This window comes from Polaromonas potterensis, from assembly GCF_033446725.1.
Lineage (GTDB): Bacteria > Pseudomonadota > Gammaproteobacteria > Burkholderiales > Burkholderiaceae_C > Polaromonas.
On sequence record NZ_JAWQLX010000010.1, the window covers coordinates 66,418 to 90,285 of the forward strand.

The window sequence follows — 23,868 nt, forward strand, 5'->3', positions numbered from 1 at the left end:
TGCGGGCTTTTTGGAAAACACGGGTCCGGAAGGTCCGTGCTTACCCAGCTCAAGCCGCCAGGGCCGCTTGTTCCTGATTGGCCGCCGTCTGGGTTTGCGCCTTGATCTCGATGGCTGCGGCCGTCACGGCTGCCGCTTTGGCGGCGTCACCCATGGCCAGGCCTTCGGCGCGCACAAAACGCACATCGGTGATGCCGAAGAAGCCAAACACAATTTTCAGGAAACTTTCCTGGTGTTCTGTCGCATTGCCGGCATCGCTGGTGGAATAAGCCCCGCCGCGGGTGGATGCCACGATGACGGTTTTGCCAGTGGCCAAGCCAACCGGGCCGGTTTCGGTGTACTTGAAGGTGCGGCCGGCTTGGGCCACACGGTCAATCCAGGCCTTGAGCTGGGTCGGAATGGTGAAGTTGTACATCGGTGCGCCTATCACCACCACATCAGCCGCCAGAAACTGCGACACCAGGGCTTCAGACACGGCGTTTTCGCGCTTTTGCGCATCGCTCAGTTCAGCGCCGGCAGGAACCCGAAAACCCAGGGACTCGGCCGACAAGTGGCTGGGCGTGTCCACGGCCAGGTCCAGGTAGCTGACTTCGGTGGCTGGGTGGGCGGCGCGCCAGGAAGCGACGATTTGGGCCGTGAGTTGGCGCGACACCGAGTTGCCGCCAAGAATGCTGGAGTCGATGTGAAGAAGCTTGCTCATGATGAATTCCTTTGAAGATGTGAATCGGGTGGTGGCCGTGTTCACTGTGAATCGCAGCCATGGATAGATTGTGCTTCTGAGTCGATTGATTGATAAGTCGGCAAAATTGCGATAGATTGTCCTATTTTTGGGACAATTTGAGCCCTCAAACCCTTGATGGAGTGGCCACATGCAGGATCTGAACGACATGGTGTATTTCGCCGAGGTGGCGGAGCGGGGCGGTTTTGCCGCGGCGGGCCGGGCGCTGGGCCTGCCCAAATCGCGCCTGTCGCGGCGTGTGGCCGAGCTGGAGGCACAACTGGGTGTGCGGCTGCTGCAGCGCACCACCCGCAAGCTGTCGCTGACCGAAGCCGGCGCGCTTTACCTGCGCCACTGCGTGGCCATGCGCGAAGAGGCGCTGGCCGCCGGCGAAGCGGTGGCGCAGATGCAGATGGAGCCGCGTGGCACCTTGCGCGTGACCTGCCCGGTGACCCTGGCGCAGGGCACGCTGGGTTATCTGATTCCGCGCTACCTGGCCAAGCACCCGCAGGTGAAGCTGGACATGCGCGTGACGAACCGGGTGGTGGACCTGGTGGAAGAGGGCATTGATGTTGCGTTGCGGGTGCGGCCCACCCTGGACGACAGCGGCAGCCTGGTGATCAAAAACCTGGGTGCCACAGGCGGCCAATTGCTGGCCAGCCCGGCGCAGCTGCAGCGTCAGGGTGCGCCCAGCGGGCCGGAAGACCTGGCCTGGCTCGACACCATCGCCATGTCCGCTGCCGACGGGCGCAGCAGCTGGACGCTGTTGGGCCCCGAGGGCCAGGAATTTGTGCTTCAGCACCAGCCGCGTTTTGTGGCTGACGATTTGTTGACCTTGAAGCTGGCGGTGATGGCGGGCACGGGTATCAGCTTTTTGCCGGACACCATGAGCCAGGCCGAACTGCAAGCCCAGTTGCTGGTGCCGGTGTTGCCGGGCTGGGGGATCCCGCCGGGCATGGTGCACGCGGTGTTTCCGTCACGCCGCGGTCAGGTGCCGTCGGTGCGAAGCTTTCTGGATTTCCTGGGGGCGCACATGCAGGGCGACCGGCTGGTTTAGCTGTTTTTAGACGTCGCTCTTGTTTTGATAGCTTCTTGCGCCCGTATTGATCGGGCTGGAGGCACTTTTGATGCTTGATCGTCGAGAAAATCAGAGGCCGGCGATGCGTTTGGAAATGTCGGCCTGGCCTTCGTAAACCAGTACTTTTGCGTATCCAGTATTTCTTGCATTTTCTCGTTCCTCCATGGCCAGACCAGCTTGAACAGGCCAAGACGGGCAAATCATGTGGCCGCGTCGCGGGTGGGCGCGGCACCGGTTTTGTTACGTAACGGGCGAGCCGGCAAGAGCTGTTGCCGTGCTTTTCAAGCCTTGGTGTTGGGTTTGCAAATCTTTATATTCGTTTATGGAGATAAATTAAGAGCGATATATTCTTTTGAGTTTTAGCCTTTGCTCTCCACAATGATTGTCATGGTGCTTTTTGTAGCACCGGCAACCCATCAGGAGCACATCATGGCGACTCTCAGACTTGGCGACACTGCCCCCGATTTCACACAGGAATCCACCGCAGGCACTATCTCTTTTCACGAATGGGCTGGCGATTCATGGGTGGTGTTGTTCTCCCATCCGGCGGATTTCACCCCGGTGTGCACCACGGAACTTGGCAAAACCGCCGCCCTGAGCGGTGAATTTGCCAAACGCGGTGTCAAACCCATCGCCGTCAGCGTGGACCCGCTGGACTCACACCAGCAATGGGTGAGCGATATCAACGACACGCAAAACACCACGGTGAACTTCCCCATCCTGGCCGATGCCGACAAAACCGTGGCCAACCTCTACGACATGATTCACCCGAAGGCGCTGACCAACGCCACCGTGCGCAGCGTGTTCATCATCGACCCGAAAAAGGTCATACGCACCACCTTCACCTATCCCGCCAGCACTGGCCGCAACTTCGACGAAATCCTGCGTGTGATTGACTCGCTGCAACTGACCGACAGCCACAAGGTGGCGACACCGGCCAACTGGAAAGACGGCGACGACGTGGTGATCGTGCCCAGCATCCAGGACCCGGCCGAACTGGCCCAGCGCTTCCCCAAAGGCTTTACAGCCGTACGGCCCTACCTGCGCATCACGCCGCAGCCTAACAAGTAAGCGCTTAAAGATCGGCCTCACCGCGTGCGTTTCATCATTGTTCCCGGCTGGCGCGACTCCGGCCCCGGCCACTGGCAAAGCCTGTGGGCCGAGCGCCTGGACGATGCCGTGCGGGTGCAGCAGGACGACTGGATCACACCTTCGCGTCCGGCCTGGGTGGCCTCGCTGGCCCGCACCATCCTGCTGCAACAGGAACCGGTGGTTATCGTGGCGCACAGCCTGGGCTGTATTGCCACGGCGCATTTGCCGGTCGAGGTGGCGGCCCGTATCCACGGGGCCTTGCTGGTGGCACCGGCCGATCCGGAGCGGCGCGCCATCCTGAGCGACTTTGCACCCGTGCCTTACCAGAAGCTGCCTTACCGCAGCGTGCTGGTGGCCAGCAGCAACGACCCGTATTGCCCGGTACGCCTGGCCGGGGCTTATGCCCGGGCCTGGGGCAGTGAATTTGTTCGTATCCAGGACGGGGGCCACATCAACATCGAGTCGGGCCATGGCGAATGGCCGCTGGGCGCGGCCCTGCTGCAATCGCTGGCCGGTGATGCACCTGTGGCCTCGCGCCTGCATGTATCGCTTTCTTCCTCTTCTTTTCCTCCTACTTCCTCTGCTTCTCTGGAAACTGTATGACCTCCAAAATCAAACTCGCTTTTGCATCCATCGTGCTGGCCACCGGTGGCCTGGCTTCGGCCCAGACCTTGCTCAACGGCTCTTATGACGTGGCGCGCGAGTTCTACAAGGACTACAACGCGGCTTTTATTGCCAACTACAAAAAGACCACCGGCAAAGATATCAAGGTGGACCAGTCCCACGCCGGCTCCAGCGCCGTGGCGCGGTCCGTGGCCGACGGCCTGGACGCCGACGTCGTGACCATGAACACCACGACCGACATCGAGTTCCTGGCCGACAAGGGCCTGGTGGCCAAAGACTGGGCCAAACGGTTCCCGAATGACGCCTCGCCCACCACCTCGACCATGTTGTTCCTGGTGCGCAACGGCAACCCCAAAGGCATCAAGGACTGGAACGACCTGATCAAGCCCGGTGTGCAGGTGATTGTGGTCAACCCCAAAACCGGCGGCAACGGCCGTTATGCCTACCTGGGCGCCTGGGGCTCGGTGCGCAAGAACGGCGGCACCGATGCGCAGGCCGCCGAGTTTGTCAGCAAGCTCTACAAAAACGTGCCGGTGCTGGCCAAGGGCGGGCGTGACGCCACCGCCACCTTCCTGCAGCGCAACATTGGCGATGTGTTGATCACCTTTGAATCCGAAGTCTTGTCCATCAACCGCGAGTTTGGCGAAGGCAAGGTCGACGCAATTTACCCGTCCGTCAGCATCGTGGCGGAAAACCCGGTGGCTGTGGTCGAGCGCACCGTGGCCAAAAAAGGCACGGGCGAGCTCGCCAAGGCTTACCTGAACTACCTTTATTCGGATGAAGGCCAGGAGATTGCCGCCAAACATGCGCTGCGCCCACGTTCGCAAGCCATCCTGAAAAAATACGCCAACATCTTCAAGCCTTTGCAACTGTTCACGGTCAAGGACTATTTCGGTTCCTTGAGCGAAGCGCAAAAAGTCCACTTCAATGATGGTGGCCTGTTCGACAAGATCTACACCGTCAAATAAGTCCATGACTGCCGCGACCCTTTCTGCGGCGCCGCCCCCGGCGCTGCCGGCCCGGCGTGCCGCCAAAAAAGTCCTGCCGGGTTTCGGCCTGACCTTGGGCTACACGCTGTTTTACCTCAGCATCATCGTGCTGATTCCGCTGTCGGCGTTGTTGTTCAAGACCTTCTCGCTGAGCTGGGAGCAGTTCATCGCGGCGGTGACGTCGCCGCGTGTCATGGCTTCTTACCGCCTGACTTTCGGCGCCTCGCTGATTGCGGCGCTGGTGAACCTGGTGTTTGGTTTGCTGGTGGCCTGGGTGCTGGTGCGCTACAAGTTTCCCGGCAAAAAAATCGTCGATGCGCTGGTCGATTTGCCTTTCGCCCTGCCGACCGCCGTGGCCGGCATTTCGCTGACCGCCATCCTGGCCGGCAATGGCTGGATAGGCCAATACCTGGAGCCGCTGGGCATCAAGCTGGCCTTCACGCCGGCGGGCGTGGTGATTGCGCTGATTTTTATCGGCCTGCCGTTTGTGGTGCGCACGGTGCAGCCGGTGCTCGAAGACGCCGAAAAAGAGCTTGAAGAGGCCGCCACCTCGCTGGGCGCAACACGCTTGCAGATTTTCACCAAGGTGATTCTTCCGCACATCGCCCCGGCCTTGCTGACTGGTTTTGCCATGGCGTTTGCACGCGCGATTGGTGAATACGGCTCGGTGATTTTCATCGCCGGCAACATGCCCATGATTTCCGAAATCACGCCGCTGATCATCATCGGCAAGTTGGAGCAATACGACTACGCCGGGGCCACGGCCGTGGCGGTGGTGATGCTGGTGATTTCTTTTGTGCTGCTGCTGGTCATCAATGCGCTGCAAGCCTGGCAGCGCCGCAACACAGGGGCGCCAGCATGAGCGCGGCTTCACGCACCAACGTCGCTGGCGCTAGGGCCGGCACCACCGAAGCGCCATGGGTCAGGTACACCCTGATCGGTATCGCGCTGGTCTTTCTGTTTCTCTTCCTGGTGTTGCCGCTGGCCGCCGTGTTCACCGAAGCCTTGCGCAAGGGATTCGGCGCCTACCTGGCCGCACTCAAAGAGCCCGACGCCTGGTCGGCGATCGAGCTGACCTTGATTGCCGCCGCGATTGCCGTGCCGCTCAACCTTGTGTTTGGCGTGTCCGCCGCCTGGGCGATTGCCAAGTACGAGTTTCGCGGCAAGTCGTTTTTGACGACCCTGGTGGACCTGCCGTTTTCAGTGTCGCCGGTGGTCGCCGGCCTGATGTATGTGCTGGTCTTTGGCGCCCAGGGCTGGTTCGGCCCCTGGCTGCAGGCACATGACGTCAAGGTGATTTTTGCGGTGCCGGGCATTGTGCTGGCCACGGTGTTTGTGACTTTTCCCTTCATCGCCCGCGAGTTGATCCCGCTGATGCAGGCCCAGGGCAGCGACGAAGAGCAGGCCGCCATCGTGCTGGGCGCCACCGGCTGGCAGACCTTCTGGCATGTGACCCTGCCCAACATCAAGTGGGCCCTGGTTTACGGTGTGATTCTGACCAATGCACGCGCCATGGGTGAGTTTGGCGCGGTGTCGGTGGTGTCCGGCCACATCCGCGGGCAGACCAACACTTTGCCCTTGCACGTGGAAATTTTGTACAACGAATACCAGTCGGTCGCCGCATTTGCCGTGGCCTCGCTGCTGGCGCTGCTGGCGCTGGTCACGCTGCTGATCAAGTCGGTGGCCGAGTGGCGCGCCGAGCAGGAGCAAAAAGCCGCGGCCGAGTTGCCGCCCGAGCGGCCTCCCACACCCGTCGCACCGCTTGGTGCGCTGTGATTGAGCAGAAACGAGATTCCCATGAGTATTGAAATTCGCAACGTCAGCAAACATTTCGGCAACTTCCAGGCGCTGGGTGACGTGAGCCTGGACATCGCGTCGGGTGAACTGGTCGCCTTGCTCGGCCCCTCGGGCTGCGGCAAGACCACCTTGCTGCGCATCATTGCGGGGCTGGAAACGGCCGACCAGGGCAGCATTTTATTCAGCGGCGAAGACACGACCGACGTGCACGTGCGCGAGCGCCAGGTCGGTTTTGTGTTCCAGCATTACGCGCTGTTTCGCCACATGACGGTGTTTGAAAACGTCGCCTTTGGCCTGCGTGTCAAGCCGCGCGGTATGCGCCCCAGCGACGCCGACATCAAGAAAAAAGTGCACGAGCTGCTGAGCCTGGTGCAGCTCGACTGGCTGGCCGACCGTTTTCCGTCACAGCTTTCCGGTGGCCAGCGCCAGCGTATTGCGCTGGCACGTGCGCTGGCAGTCGAGCCCAAGGTGCTGCTGCTCGACGAGCCCTTTGGTGCCCTCGACGCCAAGGTGCGCAAAGAGCTGCGCCGCTGGCTGCGCCGCCTGCACGATGACCTGCATGTCACCAGTATTTTTGTGACCCACGACCAGGAAGAAGCCCTGGAAGTGGCCGACCGCGTGGTGCTGATGAACCAGGGTCAGGTCGAGCAGATCGGCTCACCGCAGCAGGTCTGGGACCACCCGGCCAGCCCGTTTGTGTATGGCTTTTTGGGCGACGTGAACCTGTTCCACGGCCGCGCGCACGAAGGCCAGATTCAGCTCGAAGGCATGCGGCTGGATTCACCCGAGCACAGCGGCGCGCAAAACGCCAAGGCCTTTGCCTATGTGCGCCCACACGACTTCGACGTGCAGCGTTATACGCCTGGCGCCGAGGGCATTGCCGCGCAGCTCAGCCGCGCGATTGTGATCGGCCCCATCGCCCGGCTGGAGCTGCTGCCGTCTGAAGAAAGCCAGCAAGCCGACCCACTGATCGAAGCGCAGATTCCCTCGCAGCAATACCGCGACATGGGGCTGCGCGAGGGCGATCTTCTGGTGTTGACACCGCGCAAGGCGCGGGTGTTTGTGGAGGAGGGGGCGGGGATTTGATTTCCCTGGCTCGCAACCTGCGGTAGCGTGCTGGCGGTACTGAGTCCGGGTAAGGTGCCCTCCGCAACTGCCCACAAGAAATCTGGAATGCTACAACGCTTCAAACGCTAAGCGCCATATCTTTCTTCTAACTTCCTGTGGCAGATCCGCGTGAGCCTGAATCCATCGCTCATCGTCACCGCGCATCGAATTTTGTTTGTATGCCGACATTGTTATTGAATCTACCGGTCCTTTTGGTAGTTGCCGTTTAGGACGAAATATGCTGACCTCGATCGGAGTGAATCCTGGTTGTTCATGATCCGAAATAAGATCAAGTGAAACCCAGCCCCCAATATTGAAACGCTGAGGTTGGTCACGTATTACGGTGATCTCCAGCCACTGTTCTGGTGGGAATGAGCCGTCCTCTGCTGACCGGAGCATGACTCCGTCGGGCCGTAATTTGCACGCGTAGTCCGTGGTGCGCAGGAAATACCATGTGGCGTCTACAAGTTCCCGTGTTCGTTCTGCACTCGGCGGTGGAGCGTCGTTGTGTTCAATGTTGTTTCTAAGGTCAAACAATTGCTTGATGAGGAATGGCCGAGCAAGCCCTACTTCTTCGAGCCTTTCGAGAGATCCAACGGACTTCGGGAACATGCCCTGGAACTCATAGAGATCCTCGAGGTGCTGCAAGCGACTGTTTATTGCACGCTTCAGGCTAAGAATTGAGTCGGCAACTGAGAATTCTGATTCGCTTTTTGAGAGTACGTTCTCGCTGTGAGAAAGGATTGCGTGAGGACGCCGTACTCGTTCGGGATCACTTCGAATTCCGGACGAAACGTCGGGTTCCCAATCGAGCACAGCCGGTGATATCCACTTGCGCATGAGCGAACTCTTGTGTCTCTGGCTAACGCGGTATGGGCCGTAAACCGGCGGGATAACATGGTTGAATGCTCATTTTCGAATTTCCCTTTGCTTTTGTAGTCCCTTGACTTATATCAGTGTTCTCGGGCTTGGCCATGAGGCGGCTCTTCGACGCCCCTCCCAAACTGGTACTGTATCCACTACGTACCGAGAGCCGTACAGCCGAAAAATCGTCAATGAGTTCTCACTCGCGGAACTTATCCCGGCCAAACCCCACGAACCATCGGACAATTCGTACATCGATCAAAAAGGAACGTGATGTTTTTAAAGTATTTCGAAGCGGCACCGCGCCGCGTGCTGGCGCTGGTGGCTGTGGCCTGTGTGGCCATGCTGGCTTTTGGCCTCTATTTGCAGCATGTGGTGGGCCTGGAGCCTTGTCCCATGTGTATCGTGCAGCGTTATGCCTTGATCGTGGTGGCGTTGGTGTCTGGCCTGACGGCGTTCTCCTATAAAAAGGGCTTGCTCATCACCGGTTCTTTCGTGACGCTGCTGGTGGCCGGTTTTGGCGCTTTTGTTGCCGCGCGCCAGAGTTTTTTGCAGTGGTACCCGCCTGAAATCTCTTCTTGCGGCCGTGACTTCTACGGCATGATCGAGACCTTTCCGCTCAAGCGCGCGATTCCCATGATCTTCAAGGGCAGCGGTGACTGCGCCGCGATCGACTGGACGTTTCTGGGTGGCTCGATTGCCAACTGGTCCTTTGTCTGTTTTGTGGCGATTGGGCTGGTCATGCTGACGCTGATGTTGCGGCAAGCCCGCAAGCGCTAAAGCAGCGGCGACTTCGTCGATACTGCCGGGAGACCGGCTTGCGGGCCACCGCCCCAGCCATGCCGGGCATAAAAACGAATAACACCGCATGACCTACCTGCTTGTCCTCACCGTTGGCCTGATCGCGGGCACCATCAGCGGCATTGTTGGTTTTGGCTCCAGCATCATGCTGATGCCGGTGCTGGTGATTGCCTTTGGCCCGCGCGAGGCAGTGCCCATCATGGCGGTGGCGGCGATCATGGCCAATGTCTCGCGGGTGGCGGTCTGGTGGCGCGAGGTGGACTGGCGCGTGGTGGGCGCTTATGCGCTGACCGGCATTCCCGCCGCCGCCCTGGGCGCCCGCACGTTGCTGGTGTTGCCGCCGCGTATCGTGGAGGCGGTGCTGGCGGTGTTTTTTATCGCCATGATCCCGCTGCGCCGCTGGCTGGCCGCGCGCAACTTCAGGCTCAAGCTCTGGCATTTTGCGGTGGTGGGTGCGGTGATTGGCTTCCTGACCGGCATTGTGGTGTCCACCGGGCCGGTCAATGCGCCGTTTTTCCTGGCTTATGGGCTGGTGAAGGGCGCGTTCCTGGGGACCGAGGCGATGGCTTCGCTCGTCGTTTATGTCAGCAAAAGCCTGGTTTTCCGCAGTTATGGCGCCTTGCCGCTGGAGGCGATCGTCCAGGGCCTGATCATTGGTTGCTCGCTGACGGCGGGCTCTTTTATCGCCAAGCGGTTTGTGCTCAGCCTGGACCCTGAAAAATTCCGTTTGCTGATGGACGCCTTGCTGCTGGCTTCGGGCCTGACCATGTTGTGGACGGCGTTGCGCTAAGACACACCGGGTCCGGCGTGCCACGTCTGCGCCGTTGCAAGGGGTATTGGCCCCGCAGCTTGAATCCAGTAATATACTGTATATAAATACAGTTATTTGATTCAGCTTGCGCCCCATGTTTTCCCCGACTTTTGCCCGCCGCGTCTTGCCGGACTTCGTCCACACCCAGGTGTGGCGCGCCGGCGAGCTGGGCAGCGCCAGCCTGCAGACCATTCCCACGGGTTATGCCGCGCTGAACGCGGTCTTGCCCGGTGGCGGCTGGCCGCAGGGCGCGCTGGTCGAAGTGCTTCAGCCACAGGCGGGCCAGCAGGAATGGGGTTTGATCGCGCCGACACTGGCCGCCCTCCAGGCGCAGGCGCCCGCAAAATGGCTGGTGCTGGTGGGTGCGCCTTACCTGCCTTTTGGCCCGGCGCTGGGTGCGCGCCAGCTCAATATGCAGCGCCTGTTGGGTGTGCAGGGCAGGGACGCGCCGACCTTGCTCTGGGCCACACGCGAGGCTTTGCAATGCGCCGACGTGGCCGCCGTGCTGGCCTGGCTGCCGGATGTGCGCAGCGCCCATTTGCGCCGTCTGCAGATTGCCGCGCATGCGCACCACAAATTGCTGTTTGCCTTCCGGACGCCGCGTGCGCAGCACGAGTCTTCGCCCGCGCCGCTGCGCCTGCTGCTGGAGGGCACGGTCAACGAGGCCGGCAATTTGCGGGTCCATGTGCTCAAACGCCGTGGCCCGCCGCTGGCCGCACCGGTGTTGCTGGACACGCGGCCGGCCCGGCTGTCGGCGTTGCTGGCCGCCAGCCGCGAGCGCACACGCCGTCAGCGCGAAGAGTTGGCGCCCGTGTGGCTGCCATCGTTTTCTGCCACGTCCTTGCCAAGTCCCGCCCATGCGTTGCTGGATCGCATTACACACCTCGATCACCACTGAGCCGGCACAAGCCATACAGCCCGTGATGTGGGACGCCGCCGCCGTGCAGCAGGCGGTGGCCAGCATCGCGCTGGGCTGGACGCCGCGTGTGGCGCTGGTGGACGAAGCCGTGTTGCTGGACGTGACCGGCAGCCTGCGCCTGTTTGGCGGCCTGGCGCGGTTGATGCACTTGCTGGAGCAGTGCTTGCTTGATTTTTTTGAGTCAAATAGGGTTCTAGCCCATATCGATCGGGCGCAAGGCGCTACTTCTTTGATAGCGTTGGGGCGGCTGCGCCAGTCAAGTAGTCAGGGCGGCGCAAGCCGGCCACGTGTGGCGGACCTGCCCATGCACACACTCACGGCCGCGCGCCCGCACCTGGGCGTGCTGGAGCGTATAGGTTGCCGCACCTGGGATGACTTGTTGCGCCTGCCGCGTGACGGTGTGGCCAGGCGCTTTGGCGCCGAGCTGCTCGACGCGCTGGACCGCGCCCGCGGCAGCGGGCCCGACGACTACCCCTGGCAGGTATTGCCCGAACAGTTTGAAGACAAGCTCGAACTGAATGCCTTCGTCAGCCACGGGCCGGCGCTGATGGCCGGTGTTGAGCGCCTGCTGCTCAAGCTGCAGGCCTGGCTGCTGGGCCGACAAAGCGGGCTGAGCGCGCTCAGGCTGAGCTGGCACCTGGACAAACGACGCGATGTGGCGCCCACCGGCGAGCTGGAGATTCGCACCGCCCAGCCCGCGCAGGACTTGCGCCACGTGGCGCGCCTGATCGCCGAGCACCTGGCGCAGCAAAAGTTGCCGGCGCCCGTGCATTCCCTGAGCTTGCAATCGCTGGTGACCGAACGCCTGACCGATGCAGCGGCCGCCACCGGCAGCCTGCTGGCGCAGGAGCGCAAGCAGGGCGATAGCGCGGTGGAGCTGATCGAGCGGCTGAGTGCGCGCCTGGGCGAGGCGCAGGTGTTGACCTGGCAAGCCGCCGCCGATCACCGGCCCGAGCAGATGCAGCGCTGGGTGCCGGCCCAAGGTGCTATGGATTCAATAGCTGCTTGCGCCCGTCCTATCAGGGTCAGAGGCCTAAAAAGCTTGAGAAAAGAGGATGCGCCCAAAACCGAGGCCTTGTACCCGAGCTGGCTCTTGTCCGAACCGCTTCGGCTGCAGGCATTGCGTGACAGCCCGGTGTACCAGGGCCCGCTGGTGCGCCTGGCCGGGCCGCAGCGGCTGGAAGCCAGCGGCTGGCTGATGGCCAACGATGTGGAGGGCGCACGTGGCAAGCCACCGGCCATACGCGACTACTTCATCTACCGCAGCCAGCAGGGCAGCCTGCTGTGGATTTACAGCGAACGCCTGGCCGTGGGCGCACCCGCGGCCGAGCCGCCGCAGGCCTGGTCACATGCCTGGTATTTACACGGTTTTTTTGCCTAAGCCGTGTATGTCCGCCTACCCGCTCCCCGACTACGCCGAGTTGCATGCGCTGAGCAACTTCAGCTTCCAGCGCGGCGCGTCCCATGCGCAGGAGCTGGCCGAGCGGGCTTTTAGGCTGGGCTACAAGGCGCTGGCCATCACCGACGAATGTTCGGTGGCCGGCGTGGTGCGGGCGCATGTCGCAGCCAAAGAGTTGGGCTTGAAGCTGCTGCCGGGCGCTGAATTTTTGGTACAGGGCGACTGCGCTTTCCGCATCGTCGTGTTGCCGCACAACGCCACGGGTTGGGGCAATTTGTGCGAGTTCATCAGTATCGCCAAACAGGCGGGGGATGCCATAGAGAAGGGCAGCTACCGCGTGGCGCTGGGTGAGACCGATTTCGCCACGCTGGCAGATTGTGAAGTTTTGCTCTCGCCCTTGTCAGGCGCTATCAATACAGAAGCTATCGGCGCTCATTCTGCCTGGGCTACAGGCCTTTTTGGCTTGAATGCCTGGCTCGCCGTTGAATTGCTGCAGGGCCTGGACGATGCGCTACGTCTGCAGCAGTTGCAGGACGTGGCGCAACGCACTGGCATCCGGCTGGTGGCTGCTGGCAAGGTGTTGATGCACAAACGTTCACGCAAGCCTTTGCATGACGTGATGACGGCCATCCAGTTGGGCCGGACCGTGCATGACTGCGGTTTTGCGTTGCAGGCCAATGCCGAAGCGCATTTGCGGCCACGCATGCGGCTGGCTGACATTTACCCGGCGGCGCTGTTGCGTGCCACGCTGGAGGTGGCGGCGCGCTGCAACTTCAATCTGGACGAGATTCGCGAGCTCTACCGTTACCCGGTCGAGGACATGGTTCCTAATGCAGAAACACCGGCGAAATGTTTACGGCGCCTGGTGGCGCAAGGTGCAAAGACGCGTTATCCGGGCGGTGTTGACCCTGGCATCCAAGCCCAGATCAACAAGGAGCTGGCCCTGATTGAAGAGCTGGGCTACGAGATGTTTTTTATCACCGTCTACGACATCGTGCGGTTTGCCACCGAGCAGAAAATTCTTTGCCAGGGGCGCGGCTCGGCGGCCAATTCGGTGGTTTGTTATTGCCTGGGTGTGACCGCCGTCAATCCGGCTGAGAGCGCTTTGCTGTTTGAGCGTTTTATCAGCCGCGAGCGCAGCGAACCGCCCGACATCGACGTGGACTTTGAACACCAGCGGCGCGAGGAAGTGATCCAGTACATCTACGGCAAATACGGCCACGACCGCGCCGCGATTGCGGCTACCGTCATCAGTTACCGGCCGCGCAGCGCGATCCGGGATGTGGGCAAGGCGCTGGCGATCGACCCTGAACTGATAGACCGGTTTGCCAAGGAACATTTCTGGTTTGACGGCAGCGAGGCGCTCCAGCAAAAACTGGAAGAGGCCGGTTTGCAGGGGCAAACCGGGCCGGTCTTGCAATGGCTGGCGCTGGCAGCACAACTGATTGGTTTCCCGCGCCATTTGAGCCAGCACGTGGGCGGCTTTGTGCTGACGCAGGGCAAACTCACGCGGCTGGTGCCGGTGCAGCCGGCCTCCATGGAGGCGCGCCGCATCATCCAGTGGGACAAGGACGACCTGGACGCCATGGGCCTGCTCAAGGTCGATGTGCTGGCGCTGGGCATGTTGTCGGCCATCAAACGTTGCCTGCAGCTGGTGAACCAGACGCGGGGCGGCGAGCTGGCCATGCACACGATTCCGCTGGCGGACGAGCCCACCTACGACATGATTTGCGAGGCCGACACCGTGGGCGTGTTCCAGATCGAAAGCCGGGCGCAGATGTCCATGTTGCCGCGCCTCAAGCCGCGCAACTATTACGACCTGGTGGTCGAAGTCGCCATCGTGCGGCCCGGGCCGATTCAGGGCGGCATGGTGCACCCCTACCTGAAAGCCCGCGAGATCAAACGCCTGGGCGGTGAATTCAAACCCGAGTACCCGGCGCTCAATTCAGCGCTGGAGCGCACGCTGGGCATCCCGATTTTTCAGGAGCAGGTGATGCAAATTGCCATGATTGCGGCCGACTTCACACCTGGCGAGGCCGACGATTTGCGCCGCTCCATGGCAGCCTGGAAACGCAAGGGCGGGGTGGAGCGTTTTCATGGCCGGCTGGTCAACGCCATGATCAAGAACAAGTACAGCGCTGAATTTTCAGAACGCATCTTCAAGCAGATCTTGGGCTTTGGCGATTACGGTTTCCCTGAAAGCCACGCCGCCAGTTTTGCCAAGCTGGTCTACGTGAGCTGCTGGCTCAAGTGCCATGAGCCGGCGTGTTTCCTGGCGGCCTTGGTCAACTCCCAGCCCATGGGTTTTTATTCGCCTTCGCAACTGGTGCAGGACGCACGCAAACATGGCGTCGAGGTGCGGGCGGTGGATGTTTTGCACAGCGCCTGGGACTGCACGCTGGAACCTGCGAAGCCAGCGGCTGTGTTGCCGCGTTATCCGGCCATCCATACGGATCAGCCTGCGGTCCGCCTGGGCCTGCGTCTGGTGACCGGCTTGTCTGAGGCTGCGGCCACACGCTTGATGGACGCACGTGCCCAAGCGCCTTTCACCTCCACCGAAGACCTGGTGTCACGTGCACAACTGGGCATGCAGGAAATCAACGCCCTGGCCGCTGCCGACGCACTCTTGCCACTGGCCGGCCACAGGCGCCAGCAGGTCTGGGAGGCCGCGGCCATCCAGCCCGCGCCCTGGCTGCTCAAGGCCGTGCCCACGTATGAAACTGCGCTGGAGTTGCCGGACACGCCTGAAGGCGAAAACATCTTGTTCGACTACAAAGCCACCGGCCTGACGCTGCGACGCCACCCGCTGGCCTTGCTGCGGCCGCGCCTGGCCAGCCAAGGGCTGCTCAGCGCGGGCGAGTTGAATGCATTGCCGGATGGTCAGGAGGTCGCCGCCTGCGGCATCGTCACCGTGCGCCAGCAGCCGCAGACCGCCAAAGGCACGATTTTTATCACCCTTGAAGACGAAACCGGCCCGGTCAATGTGATTGTCTGGAAGTCGCTGCGTGAAGTGCAGCGCGCCGAAGTGTTGCATGCGCGCCTGCTGGCGGTGTACGGTATCTGGCAACGCAGCGAGGAAAGCGGCACGGCCCCAGGTTATGGCGCAGTGCGCAACCTGGTGGCGCAGCGGCTGGAAGACCTGACACCGCTGCTGGGCCGGCTGGGTACGTCGAGCCGGGACTTTCATTAACGGCGCCCCAGGCGCCGCCTCACTATACTCAGCGACTGATGCAGGACCACGCCCGGTAATGCCCACAAGCAACCCGCCGGGAGTTCCGTGATGACCTTTGAGAAAAAACCGCAACCCCCGACCTTGATCCCGCCCAATCCTTTGGCGAACCAGTTGCTGGCCGCGCTGCCGGAGGCCGAGTGGCAACGCTGGCTGCCCCAGCTGGAATGGGTGGACATGCCGCTGGGCCATGTGTTGTACGAGTCGGGCAGCACGCTCCAACATGTGTATTTTCCGATCACGGCCATTGTGTCGCTGCTGTATGTGATGGAGAACGGCGCCTCGGCTGAAATTGCCGTGGTCGGCAACGAGGGACTGGTCGGCGTGTCCCTGTTCATGGGCGGCGGCTCCACCCCCAGCCGTGCGGTGGTGCAAAGTGCCGGCGAAGGCTTTCGCCTGAAAGCGGCCGTGATGAAAGAAGCGTTTGACAGAGCCGGCCCGGTGTTGCCCTTGCTGCTGCGTTACACCCAGGCCCTGATCACGCAAATGGCGCAGACCGCCGTCTGCAACCGTCACCATTCGCTGGACCAGCAGTTGTGCCGCTGGCTGCTGCTCAGACTGGACCGTTTGAGCAGCCATGAACTGGTGATGACACAGGAGCTGATCGCCAACATGCTGGGCGTACGCCGCGAGGGCGTGAACGAAGCCGCGCTCAAGTTGCAGAATGCCGGGCTGATTCGTTACGCGCGCGGCCACATATCGGTGCTGGACCGGCCTGGCCTGGAGAAGCGGACCTGCGAGTGTTACGCGGTGGTTAAAAAAGAATACGACAGGTTGCTGCCGGGCAAGGCCGCCACCTGATCAAGCAGCGTCCAGCTGGATCGCGTGTTCCAGCAGTTTGCTGTAGTTTTCCAGTTTTTTGTACAGCAGCCGCACCTCCAGCATGTTGTGGATGCGTGTCTTGACTTCCACCAGGTCAAACGGTTTGCTGATGAAGTCCTTGGCGCCGGCCTGCAGGGCCCGCAACTTGTGCCCGGGCTCTGCCGTCAGCACGATGACGGGCAGGTAACGATCGGTGGTGTTTTCTTTCAACGCCTCCATCACCTGGAAACCGTCCATGACGGGCATTTTCAGGTCCAGCAAAATCAGGTCGTAAGGATTCGCCGCATGCAGCGCGCAGACCTCCTGCGGGTTCATGGTGGAACTGACCTGGGTGTAGCCGGTTTCACTGAGCAGTTGCTCCAGCAATTGCACGTTGACGATCTGGTCGTCAACCACAAGAATGCGGGCGTTGAGAATGGCAAACTCTTCAATCATGCGGTTTTTTCCTTCTTCGCCTGGCTGGCGGCGGCGCTTGTGGTCATCGCAAGTTTCAGTGCGGCATCCAGCGTATCCATGAATTCGTTGATCTTGATGGGTTTGGTGAGGTAACGAAAAAAGCCTGCTTCCAGGCCTTTTTCGATGTCGCGCGGCATGGCATTGGCGCTCAAGGCCACCACCGGAATATGCGCGGTCAGCGGGTCGTCGGACAGGATTTTCAGGGCCCGGATGCCGCTGATGCCGGGCAGGTTGATATCCATCAGGATGAAATCCGGGAGCGACGCTTTGGCAATGGCGATGCCGCTGGTGCCGTCCCGCGCGGACAGCAGGCGCAAGTCAGGCCGCCTGGCCATCAGGTCTTCCACCAGCATGAGGTTGGCCGGGTTGTCTTCGACATAGAGCACGGTGTGCATCTGCGCAAGCGCCGGCGCCTTGGGTGCGAGCGCCAGGTCCATCAGCTCGGCGGCATGCTGGCGTTCGACCGTGGTGTTCATTTCGATCCAGAACATGCTGCCTTGGCCGACCACACTTTCCACGCCGATCACGCCGCCCATGAGCTCGACCAGTCGTTTGGTCATGACCAGGCCAATGCCTGTGCCCTGTTCGGCGCTGGCGGCTTGCCCCAGGCGGTTGAAGGGCTGGAAGAGCTGGTCTATTTTCTCGGGGCCCAGGCCTTCGCCGGTGTCTTCAACGCAGATGCGTATGCGCTGCGGCTCGATGTCCACACATTTCAGGGCCACCGAGCCGTGTTCGGTGTTGTATTTGATGGCGTTGGAAAGCAGGTTGATCAACACCTGCTTGAGCCGCGTGCGGTCGGCCATGACGACGCGGGGCAGGTCGAAGTGGGGGAAGGTCACGCTGATGCCGCGTTTGTCGGCCTGCGATTCGATCATGGTTTCGCATTCGCGCATGACCTCGGCGAGCGAGACCGGCTCCAGCGACAAGGACAGCTTGCCGGACTCGATCAGCGCCAAGTCCAGAATTTCGTTGATGAGGTCCAGTAAATACCAACCGGCCTGAAGAATCTGGTCCACGCTGCGCTTTTGCGAGGGGGTGGGTTGCGGCGTGCCGGATTCAATCAGTTGCGCAAAGCCGAGGATGGCGCTGAGCGGTGTGCGCAACTCGTGGCTCATGCTGGACAAAAAGTCTGACTTGGCGAGGTTGGCTTTTTCGGCCACCGCCATGGCGTCTTTCAAGGCCACTTCGACCTGTTTGCGGACCGAGTTGTCGGTGCCTATCAGCAGGTAACCGATGATGGTGCCATAGTCGTCACGCAGTGCGGTGATGGAAATGATGCAGGGAAAACGGCTGCCGTCCTTGCGGATGTAGGTCAGCTCGTAGATGTCTTCAATGCCGCGCGAGGCCTTGAAGGCCAGGGCTTCAAAACCCGGTGTGATCGTGGTGGCCAGTTCCAGGCTCAAGGCCTGGGCCCGCGCCATCACTTCCTGCGGGTCGTGGATGTCGCTGGGATTGATCTTGTTGACGACTTCAGCGGCCAGGTAACCCAGCATGCGTTCGGCGCCGACATTGAACAGCTGGATGATGCCTTTTTCGTCGGTCGCAATGATGGAGAAATTTTCACTGGTCAGGATCGCGGTCTGCAAGGCCCCGGTCTTGAGCAGTGCTTCCTGGCGTTTGACTTCAATGCCGTTGGCTCTAGCAATGTCGTCGAGAACGCCAGGATGGGGGAGGTTGGGCATATGGCCGCATTCTTTGAAAGGTGGGGCGATCGTGGGCGCGTTCAGGGCCAGGGCGGTCGCGGGAAGCCGCGGTCGGGCCAGGCCGGAAACCACGTCTTCGAAAAAAGACTGTTGATGCTTACAGTTATCGGGCCGGGCGTCTGTGCGTTACAGCACATAAGCCTTCACGCGGGGGAAGGGCGAACGTGGGCATGGTCCCGCCTGGCTTGTGCCAGCAGTGCGCAGACCTCCTCGTCGCTGCATTGCGGAAATTCCCGGTAATAGCGGCCCACGGCGCGAAACGGCTCGGGCATGGCGCAGCAAATCACCGCGTCGGCCTGCCCGCGCAGGGCCGCGCAGCTGTCCGCCGCACCCACCGGCACGGCCGCGGCCAGATGCCGTGGCTGCTGCTGGCGGATGGACAGCAGTGCCGCCTGCAGGGTGGCGCCCGTGGCCAGCCCGTCATCCACCACGATGAGGGTACGGTCCTGCAAGGGCTCTGCGGGGCGCTGCTGGCGGTAAAACAACTCGCGCCGCGCCAGCTCGGCCTGTTCGCGCCGGATCACGGCCTGGACGGCCTCCGGCGAGACCGCGCCTTCGGTCAGCGGGTTCATCACACACACGCCGCCGCTGGCGATGGCGCCCATGGCATATTCCTCCTGGCCGGGAAAGCCGAGTTTGCGCACCACAAAAATGTCCAGCGGCGCCTGCAGCGCCCGCGCGACCTCGCAGGCCACAGCCACGCCGCCGCGCGGCAAGGCCAGCACCAGCAAGCCGGGCTGGCCGCGGTAGTGGCCCAACAGGCGGGCCAGTTCCTGGCCGGCCTGTTGTCGGTCCCGAAACGGGAGGTGAGGACGGGTGTTGGGCATGGTGCATCGCCTTGATTTGCCATGCTTCACCCTGCGGCACCTGTTGTCTGTCAGACCGGAGCGATTTATTTGTAGGACAGCTTTTCAGGCCGAGGTTGAGGCATGAAAAGTGGCCTAAGCCCATCATGGGCGGGCGCAAGTAGCTATTAAAATAGGAGCGACTGGGCAGCTTCTTGAATATTCCCTGAGAGGGCTCCATATCTTTGTTTCCAGGCCGTCCCGCATCGGGGCGCCCCATCACCTGCAAGGCTTGTTACCCATGACCACGACCACCCGCCCCACCATGAAAATCGACTTTGTCTCCGACGTTTCCTGTCCCTGGTGCGTGATTGGCCTGAAGTCGCTGGAAGACGCCATAGCCCGGGTCGGCGACCAGGTCCAGGCCGAACTGCACTTCCAGCCCTTCGAGCTGAATCCGAACATGCCGGCCGAAGGCCAGGACATTGGGGAACACCTGGCCGAAAAATATGGCGCCAGCCCCGAACAGTCGCAAAGCAATCGCGACATGATCCGTGCGCGCGGCGAGGCCGTGGGTTTTACCTTCAGCATGGACAAACGCGGCCGTATCTACAACACCTTTGATGCGCATCGTTTGCTGCATTGGGCCGAGGAAGAGGGGCGCCAGCTGGCCCTCAAGGAGGCCTTGTTCAAGGCCTATTTCACCGACGGCGAAAACCCGGGCTCGCACGAGGTGCTGGCCCGCGTGGCCGGCGAAGTCGGGCTGAATGTGGCCCGCGCCAAGGCCATCCTGGCCTCGGATGAATATGCCGATGTGGTGCGTGAGCGCGAGCAGTTCTACCAGCGCCAAGGCATCCACTCGGTGCCGGCCATCATCATCAACGACAAACACCTGATCTCGGGCGGGCAGCCGGTCGAAGTGTTCGAGCAGGCCCTGCGCCAGATCGCCGCAGCGGGCTGAGCCCCTGCGTCCTGCTGATTCGCCGCTAGCCCCGGCGTTTCATCCCCGGCCTGCGCGCGGGCGCGGATCGGGTGTCTGCGCGACAAACACTCAGATCTCTGGCCTTCTGATAAAATACAATTTTATATATTGTAATTTTGCTGAATGTTGTCTGGAGTCAGTTCATGAAGGGCACCACCGAAACACTGGATCTGCAGGCGATGCAGCGCGCCGCCACTCAAGCCAGCGGGCTGTTGAGGGCGCTGGCCAATCCCGACCGGCTGCTCTTGCTCTGCCAGCTTGCCCAGGGTGAGCATTGTGTGAGCGAGCTGGAGGGCTTGCTGGGCATCTTGCAGCCCACCTTGTCGCAGCAGCTTGGCGTGTTGCGCCAGGAGGGCCTGGTGACGACGCGACGTGAAGGCAAGCAAATTTTCTACAGCATGGCGAGCCCGGAGGCCTTGGCGGTGATGCAAGTGCTTTACCAGCAGTTCTGCGAACCCACCTCAGGAGACAAACGATGATTGATTGGGCCCATTTCACACCCTGGTCCTCCCTGGCGGGGGGCTTGCTGATTGGCGTCGCCGCCGCCATGTTTTTGCTCCTGAATGGACGGATCGCCGGCATCAGCGGCATTCTTGGCGGGCTGTTGCGCCCCCGGGCTGGCGACATCGGATGGCGTGTGGCCTTCATAGGCGGCTTGCTGCTTGCGCCTCTGGTGTATCAACTTATCGCGCCGCTGCCGTCCGTGCGGGTTGAGGCCGATACGGCGACGCTGGTGGTGGCGGGCCTTTTGGTGGGCGTCGGCACCCGTTACGGGTCGGGCTGCACCAGTGGCCATGGTGTGTGTGGCCTGTCGCGCTTTTCATTCCGCTCCCTGGTCGCCACGGCATCGTTCATGGCGGCCGGGTTTGTGACCGTTTTTGTTGTTCGCCATTGGATGGGCTAGGGAGACAAACATGCAACTGTTGATGTCCTTGTTGGCGGGCCTGGTCTTTGGCCTTGGCCTGATTGTTTCGGGAATGAGCGATCCCTCCAAAGTGACCGGTTTTCTTGACCTGGCGGGCAACTGGGACCCGTCGCTGGCCTTTGTCATGGGCGGCGCGATTTTGGTCGGTGTGTTGGCTTTTCGTTTTGCCCGGGCGCGTCCGGCGGCGGTGCTGGGCGAGCCGATGCGGCTGCCAAGCGCGCGTCATATCGACAGGCGCCTGGTGCTGGGCGGACTGGCCTTTGGTGTCGGCTGGGGGCTGGCCGGGTATTGCCCGGGGCCGGCCTTGACGTCGCTTGCCACCGGCGGCAGCCAGCCGCTGATCTTTGTAGCGGCCATGCTGGCGGGCATGGCGATTTTCGAAATTCTGGACCGCTTGTCCCCATCCCCTGCCAGGAAAGCGGCTTAGTGGCCGTGTGGTTTTTTGTGTCGGCCGTGCCCATGGATTTTTCCGCTCGCCTGGCGTTCAGTGAAGCCTTGCCCATAGGCTGCTTGACGCCGGCCCGACGCTTGGGCGCGACGTTGGCTCGAAGGCGCTGCCGACCCCGCTTTTCTACGATGCCGAGGGACGCTTGGTCGACACCCACCTTGGCGAACTCTCAACGGCTTCGCTGGCCAGCCAGCTGGACGCCTTGCGCACACGCACGGACTGACTTGCCAGGGAGCTGCTGCGATCTTGCCAAAGAGGCGTTTCGATCAGGCGCCCGTTATTTCGGCGTGGCGATGTAGCGATCCAGCGCGCGTTTGGTCACGGCAACATCTTGGCGCCGGCCTTGCGCATTGACCACGGTGACGATGAGATCGTGGGCATTAAAAACCCGGCGCCGCATGCCATCGATCCGGGAATCGGGTCCGACGCCCGCGATATTTCTGGCGATGGCCTGTGCGGCGTTGCGCAGTTCTGCGTTGTTCAGCATGTCAATGGTGCTCGTATGAAGGTCTTTGGGGACACACGAATGCCGCCTGGCCGGACGGCGCCTGTTGATTTGCAGTTCGACGGATCTGAAACGGGAAATGCCGGCCTTTCAAGTCAAGGCGTCAATGCGCAAACTCAACCGGGTCACGTTTTTGGCAGAACGCCTGGCGTCTGCGTCGAACGTCACCCTGTCTGTTTATCGGCAGGTTTCGAAAAAAATTGAGGTCGGCGCGGGCAGGGGCTGCGCAGCTCAGTTCGCGTGCCTGACGTCGCCACCCCGTCTGAATTGACGCGGCCACTTTCCCTGATGAGCAGGACCAACCCGATGAAAGACAACGCCCGGCGTGGCGGTCCGGGATGAGATCTGGCACCCGGCCTGCGCCGCGCTCAGGGGTACAGGTTTTTCACCAGTACCTGGCTCTTGCGGTTCACGTTGTATTTACGCTTGCGGGCATCCGGCAGCCATTCCGGGTCGACCGGCACAAAACCGCGCTTGATGAACCAATGCATGGTGCGTGTGGTCAGCACAAAAATGCTTTGCAGGCCCATGGCTTTGGCGCGCTGCTCGATGCGTTTGAGGATGCGTTCACCGTCGCCCACGCTCTGGCTTTGCGGCGACACCGTCAGCGCCGCCATTTCGGCCGTTTTGGCTTCGGGATAGGGGTAAAGCGCGGCGCAGCCGAAAATGACGCCGTCGTGTTCAATCACGGTGTAGAGGCTGGCGTCGCGTTCGATCTCGGTGCGGTCGCGTTTGACCAGGGTGCCGTCTTTTTCAAACGGTTCGATCAGTTGCAAAATGCCGCCCACGTCGTCGGCCGTGGCTTCGCGCAGGCTTTCCAGCTTTTCGTCGATGACCATGGTGCCTATGCCGTCGTGCACGTAAATCTCCAGCAGCAAGGAGCCGTCCACCGCAAACGGCAGGATGTGGCTGCGCTCGACGCCGGACTTGCAGGCCTGGACGCAGTGCTGCAGGTAAAACGCGGTGTCGGTCGGCTGGGTGGCGTTGGGCAATTGCGCCAGCAGTTTTTCGGCGGCGGCCAGCGGCAGCTCGGTATCGATGGGGTTGTCTTCGCTCTCGGGCTGGTCGGGGTTGAGACGCACGCCAGGGATTTCGGTCAAGAAGATCAGCTTGTCGGCCTGCAGCTCAATCGCCACGCGGGTGGCGACTTCTTCCATGGTCAGGTTGAAGGCTTCGCCGGTCGGCGAAAAACCAAAAGGCGACAGCAGCACCATGGCGCCGAAGTCCAGCGTGCGCAAGATGCCGGCGGTGTCGACCTTGCGCACCATGCCCGAATGTTTGAAATCCACGCCGTCCACAATGCCTACCGGCCGCGCGGTGATGAAGTTGCCGGAGATGACACGCACGGTGGAGCCGGCCATCGGGGTGTTGGGCAAGCCCTGGCTGAACGCGGCTTCGATCTCGTAACGCAACTGGCCGGCGGCTTCCTGCGCGCAGTCCAGCGCGACCGAATCGGTGATACGCATGCCGTGGGAATATTTGGCTTCGTGGCCCTTGGCCGCCAGTTGTTCGTTGACCTGCGGCCTGAAGCCGTGCACCAGCACAATTTTCACGCCCATGCTCTGGATCAGCGCCAGGTCTTGCGCCAGGTGTTGCAGCTTGCCGGCCGCAATGGCTTCGCCGGCAATACCGACCACAAAGGTTTTTCCGCGGTGCAGGTGGATATACGGCGCGACCGAGCGAAACCAGGGAACAAAGGTGAAATTGAAGACGGCAGACATGGGGCGCGCTTTCGGGTTGCAGCAAGGGGGTGGAGGGCAGTGGCAGAGAGTGTAAAGGACAGCGCCGCGTAAGCGGGCCTTGCGGTTTTGTTC

24 protein-coding genes are annotated in these 23,868 nt (G+C 61.6%); 17 read left to right on the forward strand and 7 right to left on the reverse strand.

What is annotated here, in order from left to right; all coding sequences use genetic code 11:
- Positions 1–49: 49 nt before the first annotated feature.
- The gene (locus R6254_RS17435) at positions 50–700 is read right to left on the reverse strand and encodes an FMN-dependent NADH-azoreductase (RefSeq protein ID WP_318408677.1); all 651 of its coding nucleotides are present in this window, start codon (positions 698–700) and stop codon (positions 50–52) included.
- A gap of 169 nt (positions 701–869) precedes the next feature.
- On the opposite strand from R6254_RS17435, the gene R6254_RS17440 reads away from it, so the two are divergent.
- The 7 genes from R6254_RS17440 (at position 870) to R6254_RS17470 (ending at position 7,384) form a co-directional block, all read left to right on the forward strand.
- Positions 870–1,775, forward strand: coding sequence for a LysR substrate-binding domain-containing protein (locus R6254_RS17440; protein WP_318408679.1), 906 nt, complete (start codon positions 870–872; stop codon positions 1,773–1,775).
- A 450-nt stretch (positions 1,776–2,225) separates the two neighbouring features.
- Complete coding sequence (locus tag R6254_RS17445) at positions 2,226–2,867, forward strand: peroxiredoxin (RefSeq protein ID WP_318408681.1); 642 nt, start codon at positions 2,226–2,228, stop codon at positions 2,865–2,867.
- 24 nt (positions 2,868–2,891) lie between these two features.
- Complete coding sequence (locus R6254_RS17450) at positions 2,892–3,491, forward strand: RBBP9/YdeN family alpha/beta hydrolase (protein ID WP_318408682.1); 600 nt, start codon at positions 2,892–2,894, stop codon at positions 3,489–3,491.
- The gene (locus R6254_RS17455) at positions 3,488–4,480 is read left to right on the forward strand and encodes a sulfate ABC transporter substrate-binding protein (RefSeq protein WP_318408684.1); all 993 of its coding nucleotides are present in this window, start codon (positions 3,488–3,490) and stop codon (positions 4,478–4,480) included. The genes R6254_RS17450 and R6254_RS17455 overlap by 4 nt, the downstream gene beginning before the upstream one ends.
- A gap of 4 nt (positions 4,481–4,484) precedes the next feature.
- Complete coding sequence (gene cysT, locus R6254_RS17460; protein WP_318408685.1) at positions 4,485–5,363, forward strand: sulfate ABC transporter permease subunit CysT; 879 nt, start codon at positions 4,485–4,487, stop codon at positions 5,361–5,363.
- The gene (gene cysW / locus R6254_RS17465; protein ID WP_318408686.1) at positions 5,360–6,277 is read left to right on the forward strand and encodes a sulfate ABC transporter permease subunit CysW; all 918 of its coding nucleotides are present in this window, start codon (positions 5,360–5,362) and stop codon (positions 6,275–6,277) included. Before cysT ends, cysW begins: the two co-directional genes overlap by 4 nt.
- Before the next feature lie 21 nt (positions 6,278–6,298).
- Positions 6,299–7,384 carry a sulfate/molybdate ABC transporter ATP-binding protein gene (locus tag R6254_RS17470; RefSeq protein ID WP_318408687.1) on the forward strand — a complete coding sequence of 362 codons (1,086 nt, stop codon included), beginning with the start codon at positions 6,299–6,301 and terminating at the stop codon, positions 7,382–7,384.
- Positions 7,385–7,474: 90 nt separating this feature from the next.
- On the opposite strand, the gene R6254_RS17475 is transcribed toward R6254_RS17470, so the two are convergent.
- Positions 7,475–8,245 carry a hypothetical protein gene (locus tag R6254_RS17475; protein ID WP_318408689.1) on the reverse strand — a complete coding sequence of 257 codons (771 nt, stop codon included), beginning with the start codon at positions 8,243–8,245 and terminating at the stop codon, positions 7,475–7,477.
- A gap of 297 nt (positions 8,246–8,542) precedes the next feature.
- Between R6254_RS17475 and R6254_RS17480 the strand changes: the two genes are divergently transcribed.
- The 6 genes from R6254_RS17480 to R6254_RS17505 all read left to right on the forward strand — a co-directional run bounded on the left by R6254_RS17480 (position 8,543) and on the right by R6254_RS17505 (position 16,229).
- The gene (locus R6254_RS17480) at positions 8,543–9,049 is read left to right on the forward strand and encodes a disulfide bond formation protein B (RefSeq protein ID WP_318408690.1); all 507 of its coding nucleotides are present in this window, start codon (positions 8,543–8,545) and stop codon (positions 9,047–9,049) included.
- Between the two features lie 88 nt (positions 9,050–9,137).
- A complete protein-coding gene (locus R6254_RS17485; protein WP_318408692.1) occupies positions 9,138–9,860 on the forward strand; it encodes a sulfite exporter TauE/SafE family protein in 723 nt (240 codons plus the stop codon).
- Positions 9,861–9,975: 115 nt separating this feature from the next.
- A complete protein-coding gene (gene imuA / locus R6254_RS17490) occupies positions 9,976–10,779 on the forward strand; it encodes a translesion DNA synthesis-associated protein ImuA (RefSeq protein WP_318408694.1) in 804 nt (267 codons plus the stop codon).
- Positions 10,739–12,181 carry a DNA polymerase Y subunit UmuC family protein gene (locus R6254_RS17495; protein ID WP_318408695.1) on the forward strand — a complete coding sequence of 481 codons (1,443 nt, stop codon included), beginning with the start codon at positions 10,739–10,741 and terminating at the stop codon, positions 12,179–12,181. The genes imuA and R6254_RS17495 overlap by 41 nt, the downstream gene beginning before the upstream one ends.
- Positions 12,182–12,188: 7 nt before the next feature.
- Positions 12,189–15,389: an error-prone DNA polymerase gene (locus R6254_RS17500; RefSeq protein ID WP_318408697.1), complete on the forward strand. Its 3,201-nt coding sequence runs from the start codon at positions 12,189–12,191 to the stop codon at positions 15,387–15,389.
- Between the two features lie 90 nt (positions 15,390–15,479).
- The gene (locus tag R6254_RS17505; protein WP_318408699.1) at positions 15,480–16,229 is read left to right on the forward strand and encodes a Crp/Fnr family transcriptional regulator; all 750 of its coding nucleotides are present in this window, start codon (positions 15,480–15,482) and stop codon (positions 16,227–16,229) included.
- Here the strand turns inward: R6254_RS17505 and R6254_RS17510 are convergent, their stop codons facing one another.
- The 3 genes from R6254_RS17510 to R6254_RS17520 all read right to left on the reverse strand — a co-directional run bounded on the left by R6254_RS17510 (position 16,230) and on the right by R6254_RS17520 (position 19,236).
- Positions 16,230–16,685, reverse strand: a complete 456-nt coding sequence (locus R6254_RS17510) for a response regulator (protein WP_318408701.1) — start codon at positions 16,683–16,685, stop codon at positions 16,230–16,232.
- The gene (locus R6254_RS17515) at positions 16,682–18,388 is read right to left on the reverse strand and encodes a PAS domain-containing hybrid sensor histidine kinase/response regulator (RefSeq protein WP_318408703.1); all 1,707 of its coding nucleotides are present in this window, start codon (positions 18,386–18,388) and stop codon (positions 16,682–16,684) included. Before R6254_RS17515 ends, R6254_RS17510 begins: the two co-directional genes overlap by 4 nt.
- 164 nt (positions 18,389–18,552) lie before the next feature.
- Positions 18,553–19,236 (reverse strand): phosphoribosyltransferase, encoded by a 684-nt coding sequence (locus R6254_RS17520; protein WP_318408705.1) that lies wholly within the window; start codon positions 19,234–19,236, stop codon positions 18,553–18,555.
- 259 nt (positions 19,237–19,495) lie between these two features.
- Between R6254_RS17520 and R6254_RS17525 the strand changes: the two genes are divergently transcribed.
- The 4 genes from R6254_RS17525 to R6254_RS17540 all read left to right on the forward strand — a co-directional run bounded on the left by R6254_RS17525 (position 19,496) and on the right by R6254_RS17540 (position 21,528).
- A complete protein-coding gene (locus tag R6254_RS17525; RefSeq protein ID WP_318408707.1) occupies positions 19,496–20,155 on the forward strand; it encodes a DsbA family oxidoreductase in 660 nt (219 codons plus the stop codon).
- 164 nt (positions 20,156–20,319) lie between these two features.
- On the forward strand, positions 20,320–20,655 hold the full coding sequence (locus R6254_RS17530; protein ID WP_318408709.1) for a metalloregulator ArsR/SmtB family transcription factor: 336 nt from the start codon (positions 20,320–20,322) through the stop codon (positions 20,653–20,655).
- The gene (locus R6254_RS17535; RefSeq protein ID WP_318408710.1) at positions 20,652–21,080 is read left to right on the forward strand and encodes a YeeE/YedE family protein; all 429 of its coding nucleotides are present in this window, start codon (positions 20,652–20,654) and stop codon (positions 21,078–21,080) included. The genes R6254_RS17530 and R6254_RS17535 overlap by 4 nt, the downstream gene beginning before the upstream one ends.
- 10 nt (positions 21,081–21,090) lie before the next feature.
- Positions 21,091–21,528, forward strand: coding sequence for a YeeE/YedE family protein (locus tag R6254_RS17540; protein ID WP_318408711.1), 438 nt, complete (start codon positions 21,091–21,093; stop codon positions 21,526–21,528).
- Between the two features lie 298 nt (positions 21,529–21,826).
- Here the strand turns inward: R6254_RS17540 and R6254_RS17545 are convergent, their stop codons facing one another.
- Positions 21,827–22,036, reverse strand: a complete 210-nt coding sequence (locus tag R6254_RS17545; RefSeq protein ID WP_318408713.1) for a hypothetical protein — start codon at positions 22,034–22,036, stop codon at positions 21,827–21,829.
- A gap of 386 nt (positions 22,037–22,422) precedes the next feature.
- Positions 22,423–23,775, reverse strand: coding sequence for an amino-acid N-acetyltransferase (gene argA / locus R6254_RS17550; protein WP_318408715.1), 1,353 nt, complete (start codon positions 23,773–23,775; stop codon positions 22,423–22,425).
- Positions 23,776–23,868: the final 93 nt, after the last annotated feature.